Below are 16,974 nucleotides of genomic sequence, written 5' to 3'. Positions count from 1 at the left end.
CCCTACGCTTCATTTTTAAAGCATTGCGCGACTAGTGCGCTTTCGCATAGTCTTCCGCATATTCCTCAACTTGTTGCCAAACGCGCAAAAGGTTTCCGCTCAATATCTTTTCAATGTCGGTACGGCTATAACCTCTATCCAGCAATCCTTGTACTAGGTTTGGAAAACTCGCCACGTCTTTAAGCCCAATGGGGAGTGAGTCACCTACACCGTCATAGTCTGAACCAATACCCACGTGATCAACACCAATCAGTTTTACCACGTGATCGATATGGTCAAGCACTTCATCAAGGGTTGAATAAGGGTATGGCACTTCTTTGCGATAATTCTCTTCAAAGTTCTCTAGCTTAGGGCTGTCTTCGCCTTCTTTTTCAACCAAGGCTTTGCGCGCTGCAGTAAGGCCACTACGCCACTTGCCAGCTTCCTTAGAAACAAAACTAGAACCAAAGTTAATCATAATAACACCGCCATTTTCACCGAGTTTTTTGATCATCTCGTCGTCCATGTTGCGCTCAAAACCGGGGGTAAAGCGGCGCAGTGAAGAATGTGACGCTATAACTGGCACCTTTGTTAACTCAATAACTTGGTAAAAGGCGTCGTCAGACACATGGGAAATATCCAGCATAATACCAATGTTGTTCATTTCGCCCACTAAGGTTTTGCCAAACGGGCTAAGGCCTTTCCATTTTCTGCGCAGGTCATACGAAGAGTCAGAAATGTGGTTAGCTTGACTATGAGCAAGGGTGATGTAGCGAATCCCGCGCTCGTAAAAAGCCGTTAGATTCGCCAAGTCACCTTGAATAGGAGAACCATTTTCCATGCCCATTGGCAGTGAAATTAACCCTTTTTCAAATTGGGCTTTTACGTCAGAAGGGCTTTTAGCAATGGCAAATTTATCAGGTGCACGGGCAACAATGGCTTCTACTGAATCGATGAGCTCATGGGCAAGCTGCGTAGATTCTGGAGAGTTGTCTAAACTAGCAGGCACGTAAATACTCATAAAAGGGGCGTTCAAACCACCAGATACTGCACGAGGGTAGTCGAAGTCGCCGTCCTGCGTGGCTTTAGTGACATCAACCCACTTTTCCTTTACGCGATAAGGAACATCAATGTGTCCATCAACAATAATAGTTTCTTGTGCGATCTTGATAGCTTTTTCAGATGCTGAGTAAGTAGAGGTCTCAGCAAGTACATAGTGTGAAGCAAAAAGCGCAGAGACAAGTAATGCGCAAGATGAGAGTGGGAAGCGCCCCTTCATAGAAAATCCTTATTTTGTTTTTTATCGCTTAGGTCAACAACCGCTAACTTAATAGCAATACGAGACTAAAGGATAATGCGCACTGCGACAATAGGCTTTTACTTGCTATGCATTTACCCCAGATTGCTCTCACTAAGCCCTAAATTAGTCGATATTGCTCATTTTTAGAGCGCTTGTGCTTGTTTACTTCAAGTTTACATTGCAATAAAAATTTAAAACTTGTTATGGTGAAGACTGCGTGACTTCATTGCGCGAATACGGGATACTCCCAAGCGCTCCGCCAACTATCGATGACTACTATGCATCAGCGCGGCCGACGTAATTTTTTAGTGGCACCCGCTCTTCTCACATAATCAAGCCGGGGCCACAGCTAACAAGTATGAGAAATAAATATGGCTATTAATTTTGTACCGCTAGATAAAGAAAAGCATAAAGACCTAAAGGTTGCGGTAAATACATCTTTCAGCTTTGCGAAAAATACACACCTTGCAGCAGCAACGATCCGTGAATTTGCACAACTAGCTGCGACAATGCCGCTAGTGTTCATTGAAGACACTACATCAAAGCGTCACCACGTTGTGACTATGCTTGGTATGGAACAAGGTCAAAACCTTTTTCTAACTGGCGACAGCTGGAAAGGCCCTCACGTTCCAATGAACATCCTTCGCTATCCATTCGACGTGCGTCCAGACGGCGACAAGCTTGGCGTTTACATTGATGAAAACTCTGACCTTATTTCTGACGAAGGCCAAGCGCTATTCACTGAAGCTGGTGAAGCAAGCGAGTTCCTAGATAACCGTCAGAAATTCCTAGCAGACCTTGCGAATAGCGAAATGCTAACTCAGCGTTTTGTTGCGAAAGTCGTTGAACTGGACCTTCTTGATCCAATTCAAATTCGCCTTACTTACCAAGATGGTAAACAGCGCAATGTTACCGGCATGATGAGCATCAACGAGAAGAAGCTTCTTGAGCTGCCAGAAGAGCAGGTGCTTGAGCTACACAAGCAAGGCTTCCTAGGTGCTATCTACGCAGTAATGATGTCTGTTGGTCAGCTAAACCGCCTTGTTGAGCTTTCTAACGACACAGAAAACCCAATTCGCAGCATGCAGCTTTCTGCGGTTAAAGCAGAAGAAGCAGCACCTGAAGCGGCGCCAAACGCGTAATCGCTCCCTCATTTTGAAGTTTAAAAGCCCGCAAAGTTGCGGGTTTTTTTGTACCTAAAATTCACGTTCAGACTTCGTCACGTTTCGTTCAGAAACCGTTAAGTTTTAATGTCTTATCTTACACCTCGTTCCCAACACATTTTTTAAGGACAAAAGACATGAACACTAACACTAATAAGCTAAAAACTACGCTAACTGCACTATCACTTATCACGGCTTCAGTATTTACAGTCTCAGCAGCACATGCAGCTACACAAAACGAAGTACAGTTTACCGCTGTCGATCCTGAAGGATTCGATGACAACCTCTACGGTGCAAGGTATGTGCGCTACCTGGAAGAAGTTAGCGGAAACAGCGGCGCTTACCTTATAAACCCTTATCTTCAGCGTGTATCGAGTTTATCTGGTGGTTACGCCAATTTAGATGGTGCCGACTTTTTTAATCTTGGAGCGACGTTTTACATCGATGAAAACTTAATGTTAGCAATCGAAGGGGTTCATAGGAAATGGAACAATGGCTATGGCGAATCTGATAGCACCGACATAAATGCTAAGCTGGGTTACAACTTATCACGTGAGTGGCAAGTTGGCGCAGGTTTGACTTATCAGCACTTCAGCACTGAATATGCCTTCGAAGATGACGTGTTTGAAGCTAGCGGTAACGAATCTTCTGCATTAATTTTTACTCGTTACACAACTGTTGGAAAGGAGGGTAAAGGCTGGGACTTTATGGCCGAGTATATAGCTGAAAGTAATGACGTTTTTTATGGCTCAGCTCGTTACTTCTTCAATAAAGGTTTCAGTGTTGCTGGCTTGTTCACCTATTCAGATGCGCCAGACGGCTTTGTAAATGAAAAGGCTGTTGGAGTAGCACTCGATTATTGGGTCAATGAACAGTTTTCAATATCAGCAAGCTATGAAACGGATATTGATGGGGAAGAAAGCAGTGACGTTGCTTCACTTTCAGCATCCTATCGTTTCTAAGTAAGAACTCCCTGATTATTGCTATGCGTTAGCACGCGTTGATGTAAATGCAGTGAGTTAGCACTAGTCGTGTTAACTCACTCGTTTTTTAACGTGCTGATGTGGCGCAGCTGTTTGAATTACGACTCAGCATACGCGCAATACCGCTGAAAACAGCGTTAAACATAATCGTGAGATCTCGCCGCTTATTTACAGTCAAAAACAGCAGTTCATCGATTAATTACACCTTTATTTTTTCTCACCTGAATATTTTTTAATCTTTTTTACACGCCTAATCATACACTTCCTAAAAACACTGTATATCCAACCAGTTTAAACCCAGTGTTTATGCGGCCTTCACGCCTTTTTTCTACTTGACAGTGGGGATCATTGATACCTAAACTGTATCTCAGTGGGTAAATGTGGCGAATTGTGGATCAAATCATCATCACTTTGCAGATTAGTACTCAAAAAACAAGAAAACCAAGAGCAAATAATAAAAGGCTAGGGGAATGTTCCGCGGCGCTAACGCAATCAATCTGGATACAAAAGGCAGACTGGCTATACCGACGAAGTATCGTCAGTCGCTGCTGGATGATTGTCAGGGACAACTGGTCTGCACAGTCGATACACAACAAAGTTGTTTGCTACTTTACCCACTTCCCGAATGGGAAGAGATTGAGCTTAAACTCTCTAAACTTTCAAGCATGATCCCAGCCGAGCGTCGCTTGCAGCGATTGCTACTAGGTTATGCTTCTGAAGGTGAGATGGATAAAAGCGGGCGCATTCTTGTTCCTACTCCACTGCGAAGTTTCGCAAAACTCTCAAAAGAAGTCATGTTAGTTGGTCAGTTAAACAAATTCGAAATTTGGGATGCCGATATTTGGGCACAACAAGTTGAAGCTGATATAGACACCGAACGCAAAGGCGAATTTGAACTTACCGAACGATTACAGGACTTTTCTCTATGACGCAGCCTAGCGAATTTAAACATATTTCAGTATTGCTTGATGAATGCATTGAAGCCCTAGCGATTAAACCGAACGGTATCTACATTGACGCCACTTTCGGCCGTGGGGGGCACTCAGCACATATTTTGGATGCATTGGGCGAACACGGGCGTCTCATCGCCTTTGACCGTGATCCGCAAGCAATCAAAGCGGCAGAACGTTTCGCCGATGATAAGCGTTTTAGCATTATCCACTCACCATTTGGTGATATGGCAGAAGAAATCGAAGCGCTGGGACTAACCGGTAAGATTGACGGTGTGCTTATGGATTTGGGGGTGTCTTCACCTCAGCTAGATGATGCCGAGCGTGGTTTTAGCTTCCTTCGTGACGGCCCGCTGGATATGCGTATGGACACCTCACGTGGACAAAGTGCTGCAGACTGGTTGGCTAACGCCGAAGAACAAGACATTACGCAGGTTATTAAAGAGTTTGGCGAAGAGAAGTTCGGCAAACGCATAGCCCATGCCATTGTAAACACGCGAAAAGAAACACCCATTACGCGCACAGCTCAGCTAGCCAAAATTATCGACGAAGCGGTTCCTGTAAAGGATAAGTTTAAACATCCGGCAACCCGTGCATTCCAAGGTATTCGCATTTATATCAATGCGGAACTTGAGCAACTTCGTGTTGGCCTTAAAGCCGCGACACAGGTGTTGGCGAAAGAAGGACGTCTTGCCGTTATTTCGTTTCACTCTCTTGAAGACCGTTTAGTAAAACGCTTCATTAAGGATCAAAGTAAAGGGAAATCAGTACCGCACAACTTACCGATTACTCAGGCTGAAATAGATGCAGATAAAGTGTTAAAAGCCTTGGGCAAAGCGATAAAACCTTCAGAACAGGAGATTGCGAACAACGTTCGCTCTCGCAGTTCGGTATTACGTGTGGCAGAAAAGTTATGACCAAAGCCTCGCCAGACAAGGCCAGCACTAATTTTAAATTACTGCTAATAATTGTTTCAGATTTGACCCGCAACAAGTTGCGGGTTTTGTTGTATTTAATGGTTATCACAAGTGCCATGGCAGTGACACTAAGCAGTCATCACAACAGACAGCAGGTCATTGCCCTTGAAGACCTTATGCAAGAGAAAGATGAGCTTGATGTCGAGTGGCGTAACCTAGTGCTTGAGCAACGCGCGTTGACCGAGCATAACCGCATAGAAAACCTGGTTGAAAAACAGTTAGAAATGTACCGTCCAACCGCAGACGATGAAGTAGTGGTGAAGTTAAAATGAGTACAACAGCACTTTCTCGCCAACGTAAAAAAACCGGTGCAAAACAAAATGTCACGCCAAGCTTAGTGCACTGGCGCTTTGTCGTTGTGCTTGTTGTTATTATGCTAGTTTTCAGCGTGCTCGCCGCCCGTGCAGCCTATATTCAAGTTATTGAGCCAGACGAGCTAATTCAACAGGGCGACAACCGCACACTAAGAACCCGTGATATGCCAACCTATCGCGGGCTCATTACCGATAGAAATGGTGTTGAGCTGGCGGTGAGTGTGCCTGTTCGGGCCATCTACGCAGACCCTAAGGTTATCCATGAAAACAACGGCTTCGAGGAAGAACGCCGTTGGGAAGCGCTGGCAGATGTACTGCGCCAAGACGTCAATGAACTCAAAGAAAAAGTGGCAAACCCCAAACGCCGCTTTGTTTACTTGCAGCGTCAGGTGTCGCCTGCCATGGCAGAGTACGTTGATAAACTGGACATTCCAGGCATTTATCTTCGCCGTGAAAGCCGCCGCTACTATCCTACAGGTGAAGTTTCAGCGCAGTTAATCGGCGTAACCGATGTTGATGATACAGGCGTTGAAGGCTTGGAGCGCATGTATAACGAGTGGCTAACGGGCACGCCGGGTTCTCGTAAAATACGCCGCGATGCGAAAGGCCGTCAGGTAGAAATCTTGGAAACAAAGTCTGGCGAAAAAGCCGGCGACCTGCAGCTGACTATTGATCAGCGTATTCAGGCACTTGCTTATAAAGAAATTAAAGAAGCCATGATTTATTACCAATCAAGCTCGGCTTCCGCCATTGTCATCGATGTAAAAAGCGGTGATGTGTTAGCCATGGTGAATGCACCGTCGTTCAATCCGAATGATAGAAGCGATATTTCTGCGCACAGAATGCGTAACAGGGTTATTACCGATGCGTTCGAACCAGGCTCGGCGCTAAAACCGCTGGCCGTCCTTACTGCATTAGAGTTCGGTGAAGTGGAGCCTGAAGACTCAGTAAACACTCATCCAGGATGGATGCGATTAGGCGGCAGCCTAGTAAAAGATTCGCGCAACTACGGCGAACTAACGCTAGAAGAAATTATTCAGCATTCCTCAAATATGGGGACGTCGAAGCTGGCGCTTTCTGTGCCTAAACAGTTCCTGCTGGATACCTATTACAATATGGGCTTAATGAGCGATACCGGGCTGAATATGGCGGGTGAGAGTAGCGGTATCTTTCATGAGCGCAGTCGCTGGTCTGAATTTGAGCTAGCCACGCTGTCATTTGGATACGGCATTTCGGTTACCACTGCACAGTTGGGGCGTCTTTACGCAACGTTGGCGAACGGCGGTATTAAAACACCGCTTAATGTCATCAAGTCGCCAGAGCAACCTTCTTGGCAGGCTCAATCTGAGCGGGTGATCAGCGAAGAAAACGCTAACGCTATTGTTCAAATGATGGAAAGCGTAACCCAGCGTGGCGGCACAGCAACAAAAGCGTCGGTACCAGGTTATCGCGTTGCTGGGAAAACAGGAACAAGCCGAAAAGCGGTGGCCGGCGGGTACGGCGAAGAGTACGTCAACATTTTCGCCGGTATCGCACCTGTGTCTGACCCCAGGCTAGTAACTATTGTATTGATCAACGAACCTGGCGGTGATTTGTATCACGCGGGGGATACCGCTGCACCTGTCTTTTCATCAATTATGGGTGGCGCACTGCACATGTTAAACGTTACGCCCGATGACAAGCAGGTTACATCTAGCCGCTTATTGAAAGGAGGTCAAAGTGGTAGTTAGTGCCTTTATTCAAAGTATAAAAGCTTTATTGGCGAAATTTGGTGTAGACGCCCCAGATATCCGCATTGAAGGTTTAACGCTAGACAGCCGAGAAGTGAATACACGCTTAGCGTTCTTAGCAATTAAGGGCCACGAACGTGATGGTCGAGATTTTATACCCCAAGCAATAAGTTTAGGGGCCCGTGTAATTCTGGCGCAAACTGAAGACAGTAGTGCCCATGGTCAGATGGAAATGCGTGACCACAGCGTCATTATCTCGCTGTATGAATTACCACAAATGCTCTCTGCATTAGCTGCTGCATTTTACGACTACCCTGCTCAGAAAATGACGACGGTAGCAGTGACAGGGACAAACGGAAAAACCTCTACAGTTCAATTGCTTACCCAGCTTAAGGATGCGTTAGGTACACGTAGTGCAAGCATCGGAACTCTAGGGAGCAGTGTGTTTGAAGGCGATGAAACCCAGTGGTCGAACACGCCGGCAGCAAACACTACGCCCGATGCCATACGTATGCAGTATTTGTTGGCAGACTTTGTGCAAAGTGAAGTGCGCCATACGGCCTTCGAAGCAAGTTCTCACGCATTGGTTCAAGGTCGGCTTGGTACAGTAAAAACCGATATCGCTGTTTTCACCAACCTTACTCGAGATCATCTCGATTACCACGGCACCATGGAAGAGTACGGCAAAGCCAAGCGCTTGCTGCTTCAGCAGCCAGGTTTAAAGGCTGTGGTATTAAACGCTAATGATGATGAAAGTAAGAAGTGGGATGGTGCAGCAGATAAGTCGATTACACGCATCTGGACAGGTATAGACGAAAGTGGTCTGGATGGAAGCGGTGAAAGTGAATACTTGCGAGAGCATAACAATCCTCAAAGTCGCCATTGTTTCGCCACAAATGCTTCTTATCATGCAGGTGGATGTAGCTTTGAACTGGTGAGTTCGTGGGGAGGCGCTGCTATTTCGCTGCCACTATTCGGAAAGTTCAATATCAGTAATGTATTGAGTGCTATAGGTACGTTACTCGCTGAAGGTGAGCGTTTTGATGACGTGGTTAACGCGGTAAATGCGATCACGCCTGTACCCGGGCGAATGGAAGTTTTCTCTGTAACGGGTGCCGCTAACTTGGTGGTGGACTACGCGCATACACCAGACGCTCTGGAGAAAGTGCTGTTAAGCGCCAAATTCCATACGACGGGCAAAGTGTGGTGTGTGTTTGGCTGTGGCGGGGACAGAGACAAAGGCAAGCGACCGTTAATGGGGCAGGCTGCCGAGGTTGGTGCTGACGCTATTGTGATCACCACAGATAACAGTCGCAGTGAAAGCCCTGAATCTATCGCCGAGGATATCATTGCGGGTTTGAAAAACCGTGAGCTGGCAGTGTCTATTCCCGATCGCGAGCAAGCTATTCGTCATTGCCTTGAGCATGCGCATGAAAGCGACATCATCATCGTGGCCGGAAAAGGCCATGAAGATTACCAAATTATCGGTGACAAAAAGACTAACTATAACGAACGTGCAGTTGTGGCGCGACTGCAACAGGAGTACAGCAAATGATAACAACAACGCTGTCATGGATAGCCGAAAAGGTTAATGGAAAATTATTGAAAGGCGCTGCTGACGTTGAAGTGTCTGCAGTAAGTACCGATACCCGCACCCTAGAAGATGGCGCAGTTTACTTGGCCTTGAAAGGTCCGAATTTTAACGGCCATGATTTTATTTCAACGGCGGAGAAAGCGGGAGCAAGTGCGGTTATTGCCAGTGAAGACGTAGCAACCTCGTTACCTGTCATCATGGTTGAAGATACCAAAGAAGCACTTGGTCTATTAGGTGCGGCAGTAAAAGCTTATGTGGCACCCAAAACGATTGCGATTACCGGAAGCAGTGGCAAAACCACCGTAAAGGAAATGTGTGCCGCTATTTTGGAGCGAAGAGGCAATGTATTAGCCACAAACGGTAACTTCAATAATGATATCGGTGTGCCGCTAACCCTTCTACGCCTTGAACCTCAGCATGAATATGCAGTGATGGAGTTAGGCGCAAATCACATTGGTGAAATCGCCTATACCACGAACCTTGTTAAGCCGGACGTCGCGACTATCGTAAACGCCGCCGCTTCTCATCTAGAAGGCTTTGGAAGTTTGCTAGGTGTAGCGCGCGCCAAAAGTGAAATTTTTAAAGGCTTAGGCAGTGACGGCGTGGCGGTAGTCAATGTTGATAGCCAGTTTTCTGAATTTTGGCAAGGCAAACTTAAACAGACCAAAACGCTAACGTTTTCGCCCCAGCAGAAAAACGATGCTGATTTTAGAGCAGAAGATATCACCATTGGGCTAGATGGGTGCGCCGCATTCCACTTGGTTTGCCCGCAAGGAGATATGTCTATTCAGCTTACTATTCCTGGCGTTCACAACGTGGGGAATGCCCTTGTCGCTGCGGCATTAACGCTGCAAGTTGGCGCCACACTAGAAAACGTACGCGACGGCTTACTTGCCATGAAGCAGGTCAGCGGGCGCTTGAATGTAAAACAACTCACCGAACAGGTTCGCCTGTTAGATGACACCTACAACGCCAACGTGGCGTCTGTAAATGCGGCAATTGATACGCTAAGTAGCTTTTCAGGCATTCGCGTTCTTGTTCTAGGCGACATGAAAGAGTTGGGTGAAAAGGCGCGTTTTTACCACGAGCAGGTGGGGGAATACGCTAAACAAAAAGGAATTAATTACCTGTATACCATGGGTGTTTTGAGTCAATCAGCCAGTGCTGTGTTTAATGAAAATGGTGGCCATTTCAGCGATGTTGAAAGTTTGTTGGCCGCAATGGAGAGTGATTTGTTAGTGCAGCAGCGCGATATTTCAATTTTAGTTAAAGGTTCACGCAGTTCCAGAATGGAACGTGTGGTAGAGGCGGTAGAGGCCTCTGCGCTGGGAAAGCACGATAGCCGTCGGGAGCGAATAGCATGTTAATTTGGCTAGCCGACTGGCTGACACAATTCGATTCTGGGTTTAACGTATTTTCATACCTTACCCTTCGTGCAATTTTAAGCACGCTGACCGCATTACTTATTGCCATTCTTATTGGCCCTAAGATGATTCGTTATTTACAGCGTATGCAAATTGGTCAAACTGTACGAGACGATGGCCCGCAAAGCCATTTGTCAAAATCAGGCACACCCACTATGGGCGGGTTACTTATACTCGCAGCAATTGTAGTAAGCGGCCTGCTTTGGGCTGACCTGACTAACCGTTATGTGTTGGTAACCCTTACCGTGGTTGTGGCTTACGGTATTATTGGGTTTGTTGACGACTACAGAAAAGTGATCCGCAAAGATTCGAAGGGGCTTATCGCCCGTTGGAAGTATTTCTGGCAATCTGTGGTTGCGTTAGGCGTCGCATTCTATCTATACAGCAGTGCAACAATAAGCGCTGAAACCTCACTACTGGTGCCTTTCTTCAAAGAAGTGTTCCCGCAGCTAGGTGCGTTCTTCATCATTATTACCTACTTTGCCATTGTAGGCACAAGTAACGCGGTAAACCTTACCGATGGATTGGATGGACTTGCCATTGTGCCCACTATATTGGTGGCAGGCGCATTTGCCATTTTCGCCTATGTGACAGGTAATGCGAACTTTGCTGAATACCTGAATATTCCTCATATTCCGCTTACCAGCGAACTGGTGATTGTGTGTACTGCCATGGTCGGTGCAGGTTTAGGCTTTTTATGGTTTAACACGTATCCGGCACAAGTATTTATGGGTGACGTTGGCTCACTAGCGCTAGGCGGCACACTAGGTGTGTTAGCTGTATTAGTGCGCCAAGAACTCGTGTTAATCATCATGGGTGGTGTTTTTGTTATGGAAACCCTGTCGGTCATCCTTCAGGTAGGTTCTTACAAATTGCGTGGCCAGCGTATTTTTCGTATGGCGCCTATTCACCATCACTATGAATTGAAGGGCTGGCCAGAGCCGCGCGTAATAGTGCGTTTTTGGATCATTTCAATCATTTTGGTGTTGGTGGGTCTTGCTACCCTCAAACTTAGATAAGCGGTAAAGAGATAAATCGTAATGTCGTATAACGTACGTGAGCATAGTTATGTAGTCGGTGGCCTAGGTGTTACAGGTCAGGCTTGCGTGCGCTTTTTGTTGCAAAAGCAGGCAACGGTTAAAGCATTTGATACCCGTGCTAATTTTACTCTAGTTACCGACCCTGATTCTGATATTGATACTGACATGCAAGCGTTTATGGCAGAGAAGGTCACTTGCACTGCTCTAAGCGAAGATTACTTTGATGGTGTAGACACCTTGGTGTTAAGCCCGGGGCTTGCTCTGAATATTGAACAAGTGGCTTTAGCGAAAAAGTGTGGTGTTGAAGTGATCGGCGACGTGGAATTGTTCGCCCGTTTAAATGCCTCCACGAGTGGTGCTACGCCAGCTAAGCGCGTAGTAGGTATAACCGGCTCTAACGGTAAAACCACGGTTACTTTATTAGTGAACCATCTGCTCAAAAGCTGCGGCGTAAAAAGTATTGAAGCGGGTAACGTAGGTCGCCCTGTGCTTGAAGCGCTTCAAAGTGATGCAGACGTAGTGGTGATGGAGCTATCAAGTTTTCAACTTGAAACAACGTCTAGCTTGGTGCTCGAAGCTGCTACTGTCCTTAATATTTCCGATGATCACCTAGACCGTCACGGTACCCTTGAAGCCTATATCGATGCCAAGCATCGCATTTTTGATAACGCGAAATCCGCGGTTGTGTGGCGAGACGGTGAGTTTGTAGCACCTTACGAGCAGCTTATTACCGATGCTAAGGGGATTGCTGCATCAAATGCAGTATCTGATGGCGAATCTAATGCTGTATCTAATGCCGAATTTAATGAAGACGCGCTAGCGTCAAAAAATATCGTTGAATATGGACTGGGAGAGTCGACCACAGGGTTTGCGATTGCGTCTTTTGACCGTGACGATAGTGCTCGTGACGATGAACAAAGTCTATATATAACGTTTAAAGGCGAAAAGCTTATTGCCCTTAGCGATATTCATTTGGCGGGCATGCACAACGTACTAAACATCATGGCTGCATTGGGTATCTGCCTTCAGCTAGGTGTTTCGCCAGCGCTCGCGGTTAAACATCTACACAGTTTTAAAGCTGCACCACATCGGTGTGTGGAAATAGCCCGCGTAAACGACATCCGCTATATCGACGATTCCAAAGCAACCAACATTGGCGCCACGGTAGCTGCCCTTGAAGGGTTAGCCCCGACTATACAAGGGAAGCTCATTCTTATTGCAGGTGGTGACGCTAAAGGCGCTGATATAGCCAGCCTCTCGCCTTATCTAACTAAATATGTATCGCACGTGTTTGCTTTGGGCAAAGATGCACACCTGTTTGAAAAGAGTTTTGCGCATACTACCCGTGTGGCAACCATGAAAGACGCCGTAAAAGCAGCAACAAGACTTGCTGCACCTGGTGATGTAGTGCTGCTTTCGCCTGCGTGTGCAAGTTTAGATATGTTTAAGAACTACATGCATCGCGGTGACGTGTTTAAACAAGATGTACACGACCTACTTAATCTACACAGTAAGAACGACGACGCTGTGGAGGCCACATCATGATTGCTGCCTCTACCAAACTTAGCGCGTTATTTGCCGCGAAGCACGACGGACAACCTTCGGCAACGCACCCCTATGACGTGACGCTTATCTTAATTGCGCTCGCGCTAATGAGTATTGGCATTATTATCGTCACCTCGGCGTCGATGCCGGTGGCCGATAGGCTGCACGACAACCCCTTCTATTTTGCTATTCGCCACGGTATTTACATTGTTGGGGCGATCGTTGCCGCTATGGTAGTGCTGAATTTGCCCATGCAGTTTTGGCGCATGACCAATCCCTATCTTCTGCTCGCGGCCATCGCGCTATTGTTAGCAGTTCTGGTAGTGGGAAGAACTGTAAACGGGAGTACCCGTTGGTTGGCGATTGGGCCTATAACCATTCAAGCTGCCGAGCCTGCTAAGCTCTTTTTCTTTGCCTATTTGGCGGGTTATCTGGTTCGCCGCTACGAAGAAGTGACCGAAAATCTAAAAGGCTTCATAAAGCCCCTTGTGGTGTTCTTTGCACTTGCAATGTTGCTTTTGCTTCAGCCAGACTTAGGTACCGTCGTTGTGATGTTTGCAACCACGATTGGCTTACTGTTTTTAGCGGGTGCACGACTTTGGCAGTTCTTCGCTCTGGTGTTTGCAGGCATATTGGCGGTTGTAGCGCTTATCGTGTTTGAAGAATACCGAATGAAACGGGTTACCTCCTTTTTAGACCCTTGGGCTGATCCGTTTGGCGCTGGTTATCAGCTAACCCAGTCTTTGATGGCCTATGGCCGCGGTAACTGGTTTGGGCAAGGCCTAGGCAATAGTTTGCAAAAACTGGAATTCTTACCCGAAGCACACACTGACTTTGTTATGGCCATCTTAGCGGAAGAGTTAGGCTTCGTTGGTGTGCTTGCCGTACTCGGCCTTATTTTGTGGATGGTGTTGCGTGCACTGAGCATTGGAAATAAGGCACTTGAAAAAGGGCGAGCGTTTGATGGTTACATGGCTTACAGCATAGGCATCTGGTTCAGTTTCCAAACGGCGGTAAATATTGGTGCAAGCGCAGGTATTCTGCCAACAAAAGGGTTAACACTGCCGTTAGTTAGTTACGGCGGCTCGTCACTTATCATCATGTCAGTAGCAGTAGCCATATTACTTCGTATCGATTTTGAATTACGGGTTGATGGCGTACAGGCGATTGGCCGGGGCGACAGCAAATCCGGTAAGAGCAAGGCCCGCCGTAAAAAGCCTATTCCTACAAGCACGTCGCAAACTAAAGCGTCACAAGCTGAAGGTGAGGCAAGTGTAGAGAGCGGAGCCGATGAAGCGGATTTTTCTACAGCGACGGTTGAAGCTAAACCCACTAAAACATCAAGTGCGGAAGATGAAGGAAAAGCTGGCATTAAAGCTATACTCGCGCGGGTAGCGCAGGAGGCTGATAATGGCTAAGCGTTGCTTAATTATGGCTGGCGGTACAGGCGGGCATGTTTTCCCAGGCCTTGCAGTGGCAAACGCGCTTCGAAAGGAAGGTTGGGACATTCATTGGCTAGGCACCGCCGAGCGGATGGAAGCGCAAGTTGTGCCTAAGCACAACATACCTATTCACTTTATTCCGGTAAAAGGGCTTCGTGGCAAAGGTGTTACGGCACGTCTTCAAGGTGCTGTTGCGTTAGTTAAAAGCTTATTTTCTGCAAGACGAATTATAAAGCGCCTTCAACCTGATATCGTTGTTGGGTTTGGCGGTTACGCTAGCGGCCCTGGTGGGGTTGCTGCAAAAAGCTTAGGTATTCCCGTTATTGTGCATGAGCAAAATGCAGCGGCAGGCATGACCAATAAGCTTCTTAGTAAATTCGCAAGTCGCGTGCTTCTGGGCTTTGACGATGCCAAAGAACAATTTTCAGGTGGCGCTACTAAGGTGCATACTGTGGGTAATCCTGTTCGTGATGAAATTTGGCAGGTGAAGCCCAAATCTGTAGACATTGACACAGACGCTCGTGAAAACACCACAGAGCATAAACAAGGCCTTAATTTACTTGTTGTAGGCGGCAGTTTAGGCGCGCAAATTCTCAATGAAACCGTCCCAGAAACATGCGGTGTGCTAGAAGGTTTAACAATAAAACACCAGTGCGGTAAAGGTAACAGTGAAGGTGTCATTAAAGCCTACACGTCGGTGGGCGCAGATATGTCGAAAATCGATGTCAGTGACTTTATTGATGACATGGCCGCAGCTTATGAATGGGCAGATTTTGTTGTCTGTAGAGCCGGTGCGCTTACGGTAAGTGAAGTTGCAGCTGCCGGACGCGCGGCGATTTTCGTACCGCTACCTTTTGCGGTTGACGATCATCAAACAAAAAATGCGCAGTCGTTAGTAAAGCAAAATGCGGCACTGATGATTGCTCAATCTGTATTGAAAGAAAATTTAGGGCAGGCGGTGCGTCAGTGGTTACAACACCCTGAAGGCTGCTTAAAGATGGGTGCTGTTGCGAAAACATGTGCAAGCACTCATGCCACGGAAAATGTAGTAAGCCACGTTAAAAGCGTGGTAGGAGTAGGGGACTAATGGTTTTTAAAACCCCATTTGAAAGCCCGCAAATGCGCAGGGTGAAAAATATATTCTTTATTGGTATCGGCGGTGCCGGTATGGGTGGTATTGCCGAAGTATTACTGAACGAAGGTTATGCTATTGCTGGCTCTGACATTCAAGAAGGGCCAATGACACAGCGGCTAAGCGAATTAGGTGCTGATGTGAAAATAGGCCACCGTGCGGAAAATGTTGAAGGCATGGACGTTATTGTGGTGTCTAGCGCTATCAATGAGCAAAATCCAGAGATTATCGTGGCTCGTGAAAAGCGCATTCCGATTATTCGCCGTGCAGAAATGCTGGCAGAATTGATGCGATTCCGCCACGGTATTGCGGTGGCTGGTACGCACGGCAAAACTACCACAACCAGTTTGATTTCAACGATTTTCGCAGAAGCGGAGTATGATCCTACGTTTGTTATCGGTGGTTTGCTTAACAGCGCTGGTACGAATGCGCGACTAGGCAAAAGCCGTTATCTAATCGCAGAGGCTGACGAAAGCGATGCGTCCTTCCTTCACTTGCAGCCGATGGTTTCCGTGGTGACCAATATTGAAGCCGACCATATGGATACTTATGGTGGCGATTTCTCAAAGGTGAAAGATACCTTTGTTGATTTCTTGTCGAACCTACCCTTTTACGGGCAGGCCATCGTGTGCGGTGACGATGCAAATATTCAAGAGATTCGCCCTCGTATAGGCCGAAGTATTCTGACCTACGGTTTTGAATCTCACAATGACTATCGCGCAGAAAATGTTTCACTGTCATTCGGTAAAGCGAATTTTACGGTTATTCGCCCAGAACGCGAACCGTTAGATATAACGCTGAACCTCACCGGTAACCACAATGTGCTTAATGCGCTTGCCGCTATCGCTGTAGCAACGGATGAAGGTGTAGATGACGACGCTATCATTCGCGCACTAGCTAGTTTTGGCGGCATAGGTCGTCGTTTCGAGCAGCTAGGTACGTTTACTACCAGTAAGGGCGAGGTGTGTTTGGTGGATGACTATGGTCACCACCCAACCGAAGTAAGAGCGACTATCGCTGCGGCTCGTGCAAACTGGCCTGATAAGCGCTTGGTTATGGTTTATCAACCACATCGCTTTACGCGAACCCGCGACCTTTACGAAGACTTTGTTGAAGTACTGTCGAGTGTTGATGCCTTGTTGCTTCTGGATGTATATGCTGCCAGTGAACAACCTATTGAAGGGGCTGACAGTAAAGCGTTGTGCCGCTCCATTCGTCAGCGCGGTCAAATAGAGCCTGTGTACGTAGGTGACAAAGACGCCTTACCAGCTATTTTGGCGAATATCATGCAAGATGGCGACATCGTTATGACCCAAGGGGCGGGCAACATCGGACAAATTGCTAAGCTCTTAGCTCGTCACGCGCTAGAGCCGATCACACTTGCAAAGGAAGGGGAATAAG

The 16,974-nt window shown here is 47.0% G+C and carries 14 protein-coding genes; 13 read left to right on the top strand and 1 reads right to left on the bottom strand.

Features of this window, described 5'->3' with window-relative positions; translation table 11 throughout:
- Positions 1-31: 31 nt before the first annotated feature.
- Positions 32-1,258, bottom strand: a complete 1,227-nt coding sequence (locus tag ACFI6J_RS09035; protein WP_348670403.1) for a dipeptidase — start codon at positions 1,256-1,258, stop codon at positions 32-34.
- Between the two features lie 392 nt (positions 1,259-1,650).
- Between ACFI6J_RS09035 and ACFI6J_RS09030 the strand changes: the two genes are divergently transcribed.
- The 13 genes from ACFI6J_RS09030 (at position 1,651) to murC (ending at position 16,973) form a co-directional block, all read left to right on the top strand.
- Entirely contained in the window at positions 1,651-2,421 is a 771-nt protein-coding gene (locus ACFI6J_RS09030; protein ID WP_014950439.1) for a SapC family protein, read from the top strand.
- 158 nt (positions 2,422-2,579) lie between these two features.
- Positions 2,580-3,404 carry a putative porin gene (locus tag ACFI6J_RS09025; protein ID WP_061486408.1) on the top strand — a complete coding sequence of 275 codons (825 nt, stop codon included), beginning with the start codon at positions 2,580-2,582 and terminating at the stop codon, positions 3,402-3,404.
- Between the two features lie 491 nt (positions 3,405-3,895).
- The gene (gene mraZ / locus ACFI6J_RS09020; RefSeq protein ID WP_012519465.1) at positions 3,896-4,354 is read left to right on the top strand and encodes a division/cell wall cluster transcriptional repressor MraZ; all 459 of its coding nucleotides are present in this window, start codon (positions 3,896-3,898) and stop codon (positions 4,352-4,354) included.
- A complete protein-coding gene (rsmH, locus tag ACFI6J_RS09015) occupies positions 4,351-5,292 on the top strand; it encodes a 16S rRNA (cytosine(1402)-N(4))-methyltransferase RsmH (RefSeq protein WP_014950437.1) in 942 nt (313 codons plus the stop codon). The genes mraZ and rsmH overlap by 4 nt, the downstream gene beginning before the upstream one ends.
- Complete coding sequence (gene ftsL, locus ACFI6J_RS09010) at positions 5,289-5,624, top strand: cell division protein FtsL (protein ID WP_131138155.1); 336 nt, start codon at positions 5,289-5,291, stop codon at positions 5,622-5,624. The genes rsmH and ftsL overlap by 4 nt, the downstream gene beginning before the upstream one ends.
- Positions 5,621-7,396: a peptidoglycan glycosyltransferase FtsI gene (locus ACFI6J_RS09005; protein WP_014977227.1), complete on the top strand. Its 1,776-nt coding sequence runs from the start codon at positions 5,621-5,623 to the stop codon at positions 7,394-7,396. The genes ftsL and ACFI6J_RS09005 overlap by 4 nt, the downstream gene beginning before the upstream one ends.
- Positions 7,386-8,951 carry a UDP-N-acetylmuramoyl-L-alanyl-D-glutamate--2,6-diaminopimelate ligase gene (locus tag ACFI6J_RS09000; RefSeq protein WP_462556174.1) on the top strand — a complete coding sequence of 522 codons (1,566 nt, stop codon included), beginning with the start codon at positions 7,386-7,388 and terminating at the stop codon, positions 8,949-8,951. The genes ACFI6J_RS09005 and ACFI6J_RS09000 overlap by 11 nt, the downstream gene beginning before the upstream one ends.
- On the top strand, positions 8,948-10,357 hold the full coding sequence (locus tag ACFI6J_RS08995) for a UDP-N-acetylmuramoyl-tripeptide--D-alanyl-D-alanine ligase (protein WP_014977225.1): 1,410 nt from the start codon (positions 8,948-8,950) through the stop codon (positions 10,355-10,357). Before ACFI6J_RS09000 ends, ACFI6J_RS08995 begins: the two co-directional genes overlap by 4 nt.
- On the top strand, positions 10,351-11,433 hold the full coding sequence (mraY, locus tag ACFI6J_RS08990) for a phospho-N-acetylmuramoyl-pentapeptide-transferase (protein WP_014950432.1): 1,083 nt from the start codon (positions 10,351-10,353) through the stop codon (positions 11,431-11,433). Before ACFI6J_RS08995 ends, mraY begins: the two co-directional genes overlap by 7 nt.
- A 21-nt stretch (positions 11,434-11,454) precedes the next feature.
- A complete protein-coding gene (gene murD / locus ACFI6J_RS08985) occupies positions 11,455-12,999 on the top strand; it encodes a UDP-N-acetylmuramoyl-L-alanine--D-glutamate ligase (protein WP_462556170.1) in 1,545 nt (514 codons plus the stop codon).
- Complete coding sequence (ftsW, locus tag ACFI6J_RS08980) at positions 12,996-14,417, top strand: cell division protein FtsW (protein ID WP_039227951.1); 1,422 nt, start codon at positions 12,996-12,998, stop codon at positions 14,415-14,417. The genes murD and ftsW overlap by 4 nt, the downstream gene beginning before the upstream one ends.
- A complete protein-coding gene (gene murG / locus ACFI6J_RS08975; RefSeq protein WP_462556167.1) occupies positions 14,410-15,528 on the top strand; it encodes an undecaprenyldiphospho-muramoylpentapeptide beta-N-acetylglucosaminyltransferase in 1,119 nt (372 codons plus the stop codon). The genes ftsW and murG overlap by 8 nt, the downstream gene beginning before the upstream one ends.
- Positions 15,528-16,973 (top strand): UDP-N-acetylmuramate--L-alanine ligase, encoded by a 1,446-nt coding sequence (murC, locus tag ACFI6J_RS08970; protein ID WP_014950428.1) that lies wholly within the window; start codon positions 15,528-15,530, stop codon positions 16,971-16,973. The genes murG and murC overlap by 1 nt, the downstream gene beginning before the upstream one ends.
- Position 16,974 lies beyond the last annotated feature (1 nt).

This window comes from Alteromonas sp. G4i13 (assembly GCF_054960505.1).
This window is presented reverse-complemented; position numbering and strand designations above follow the sequence as displayed.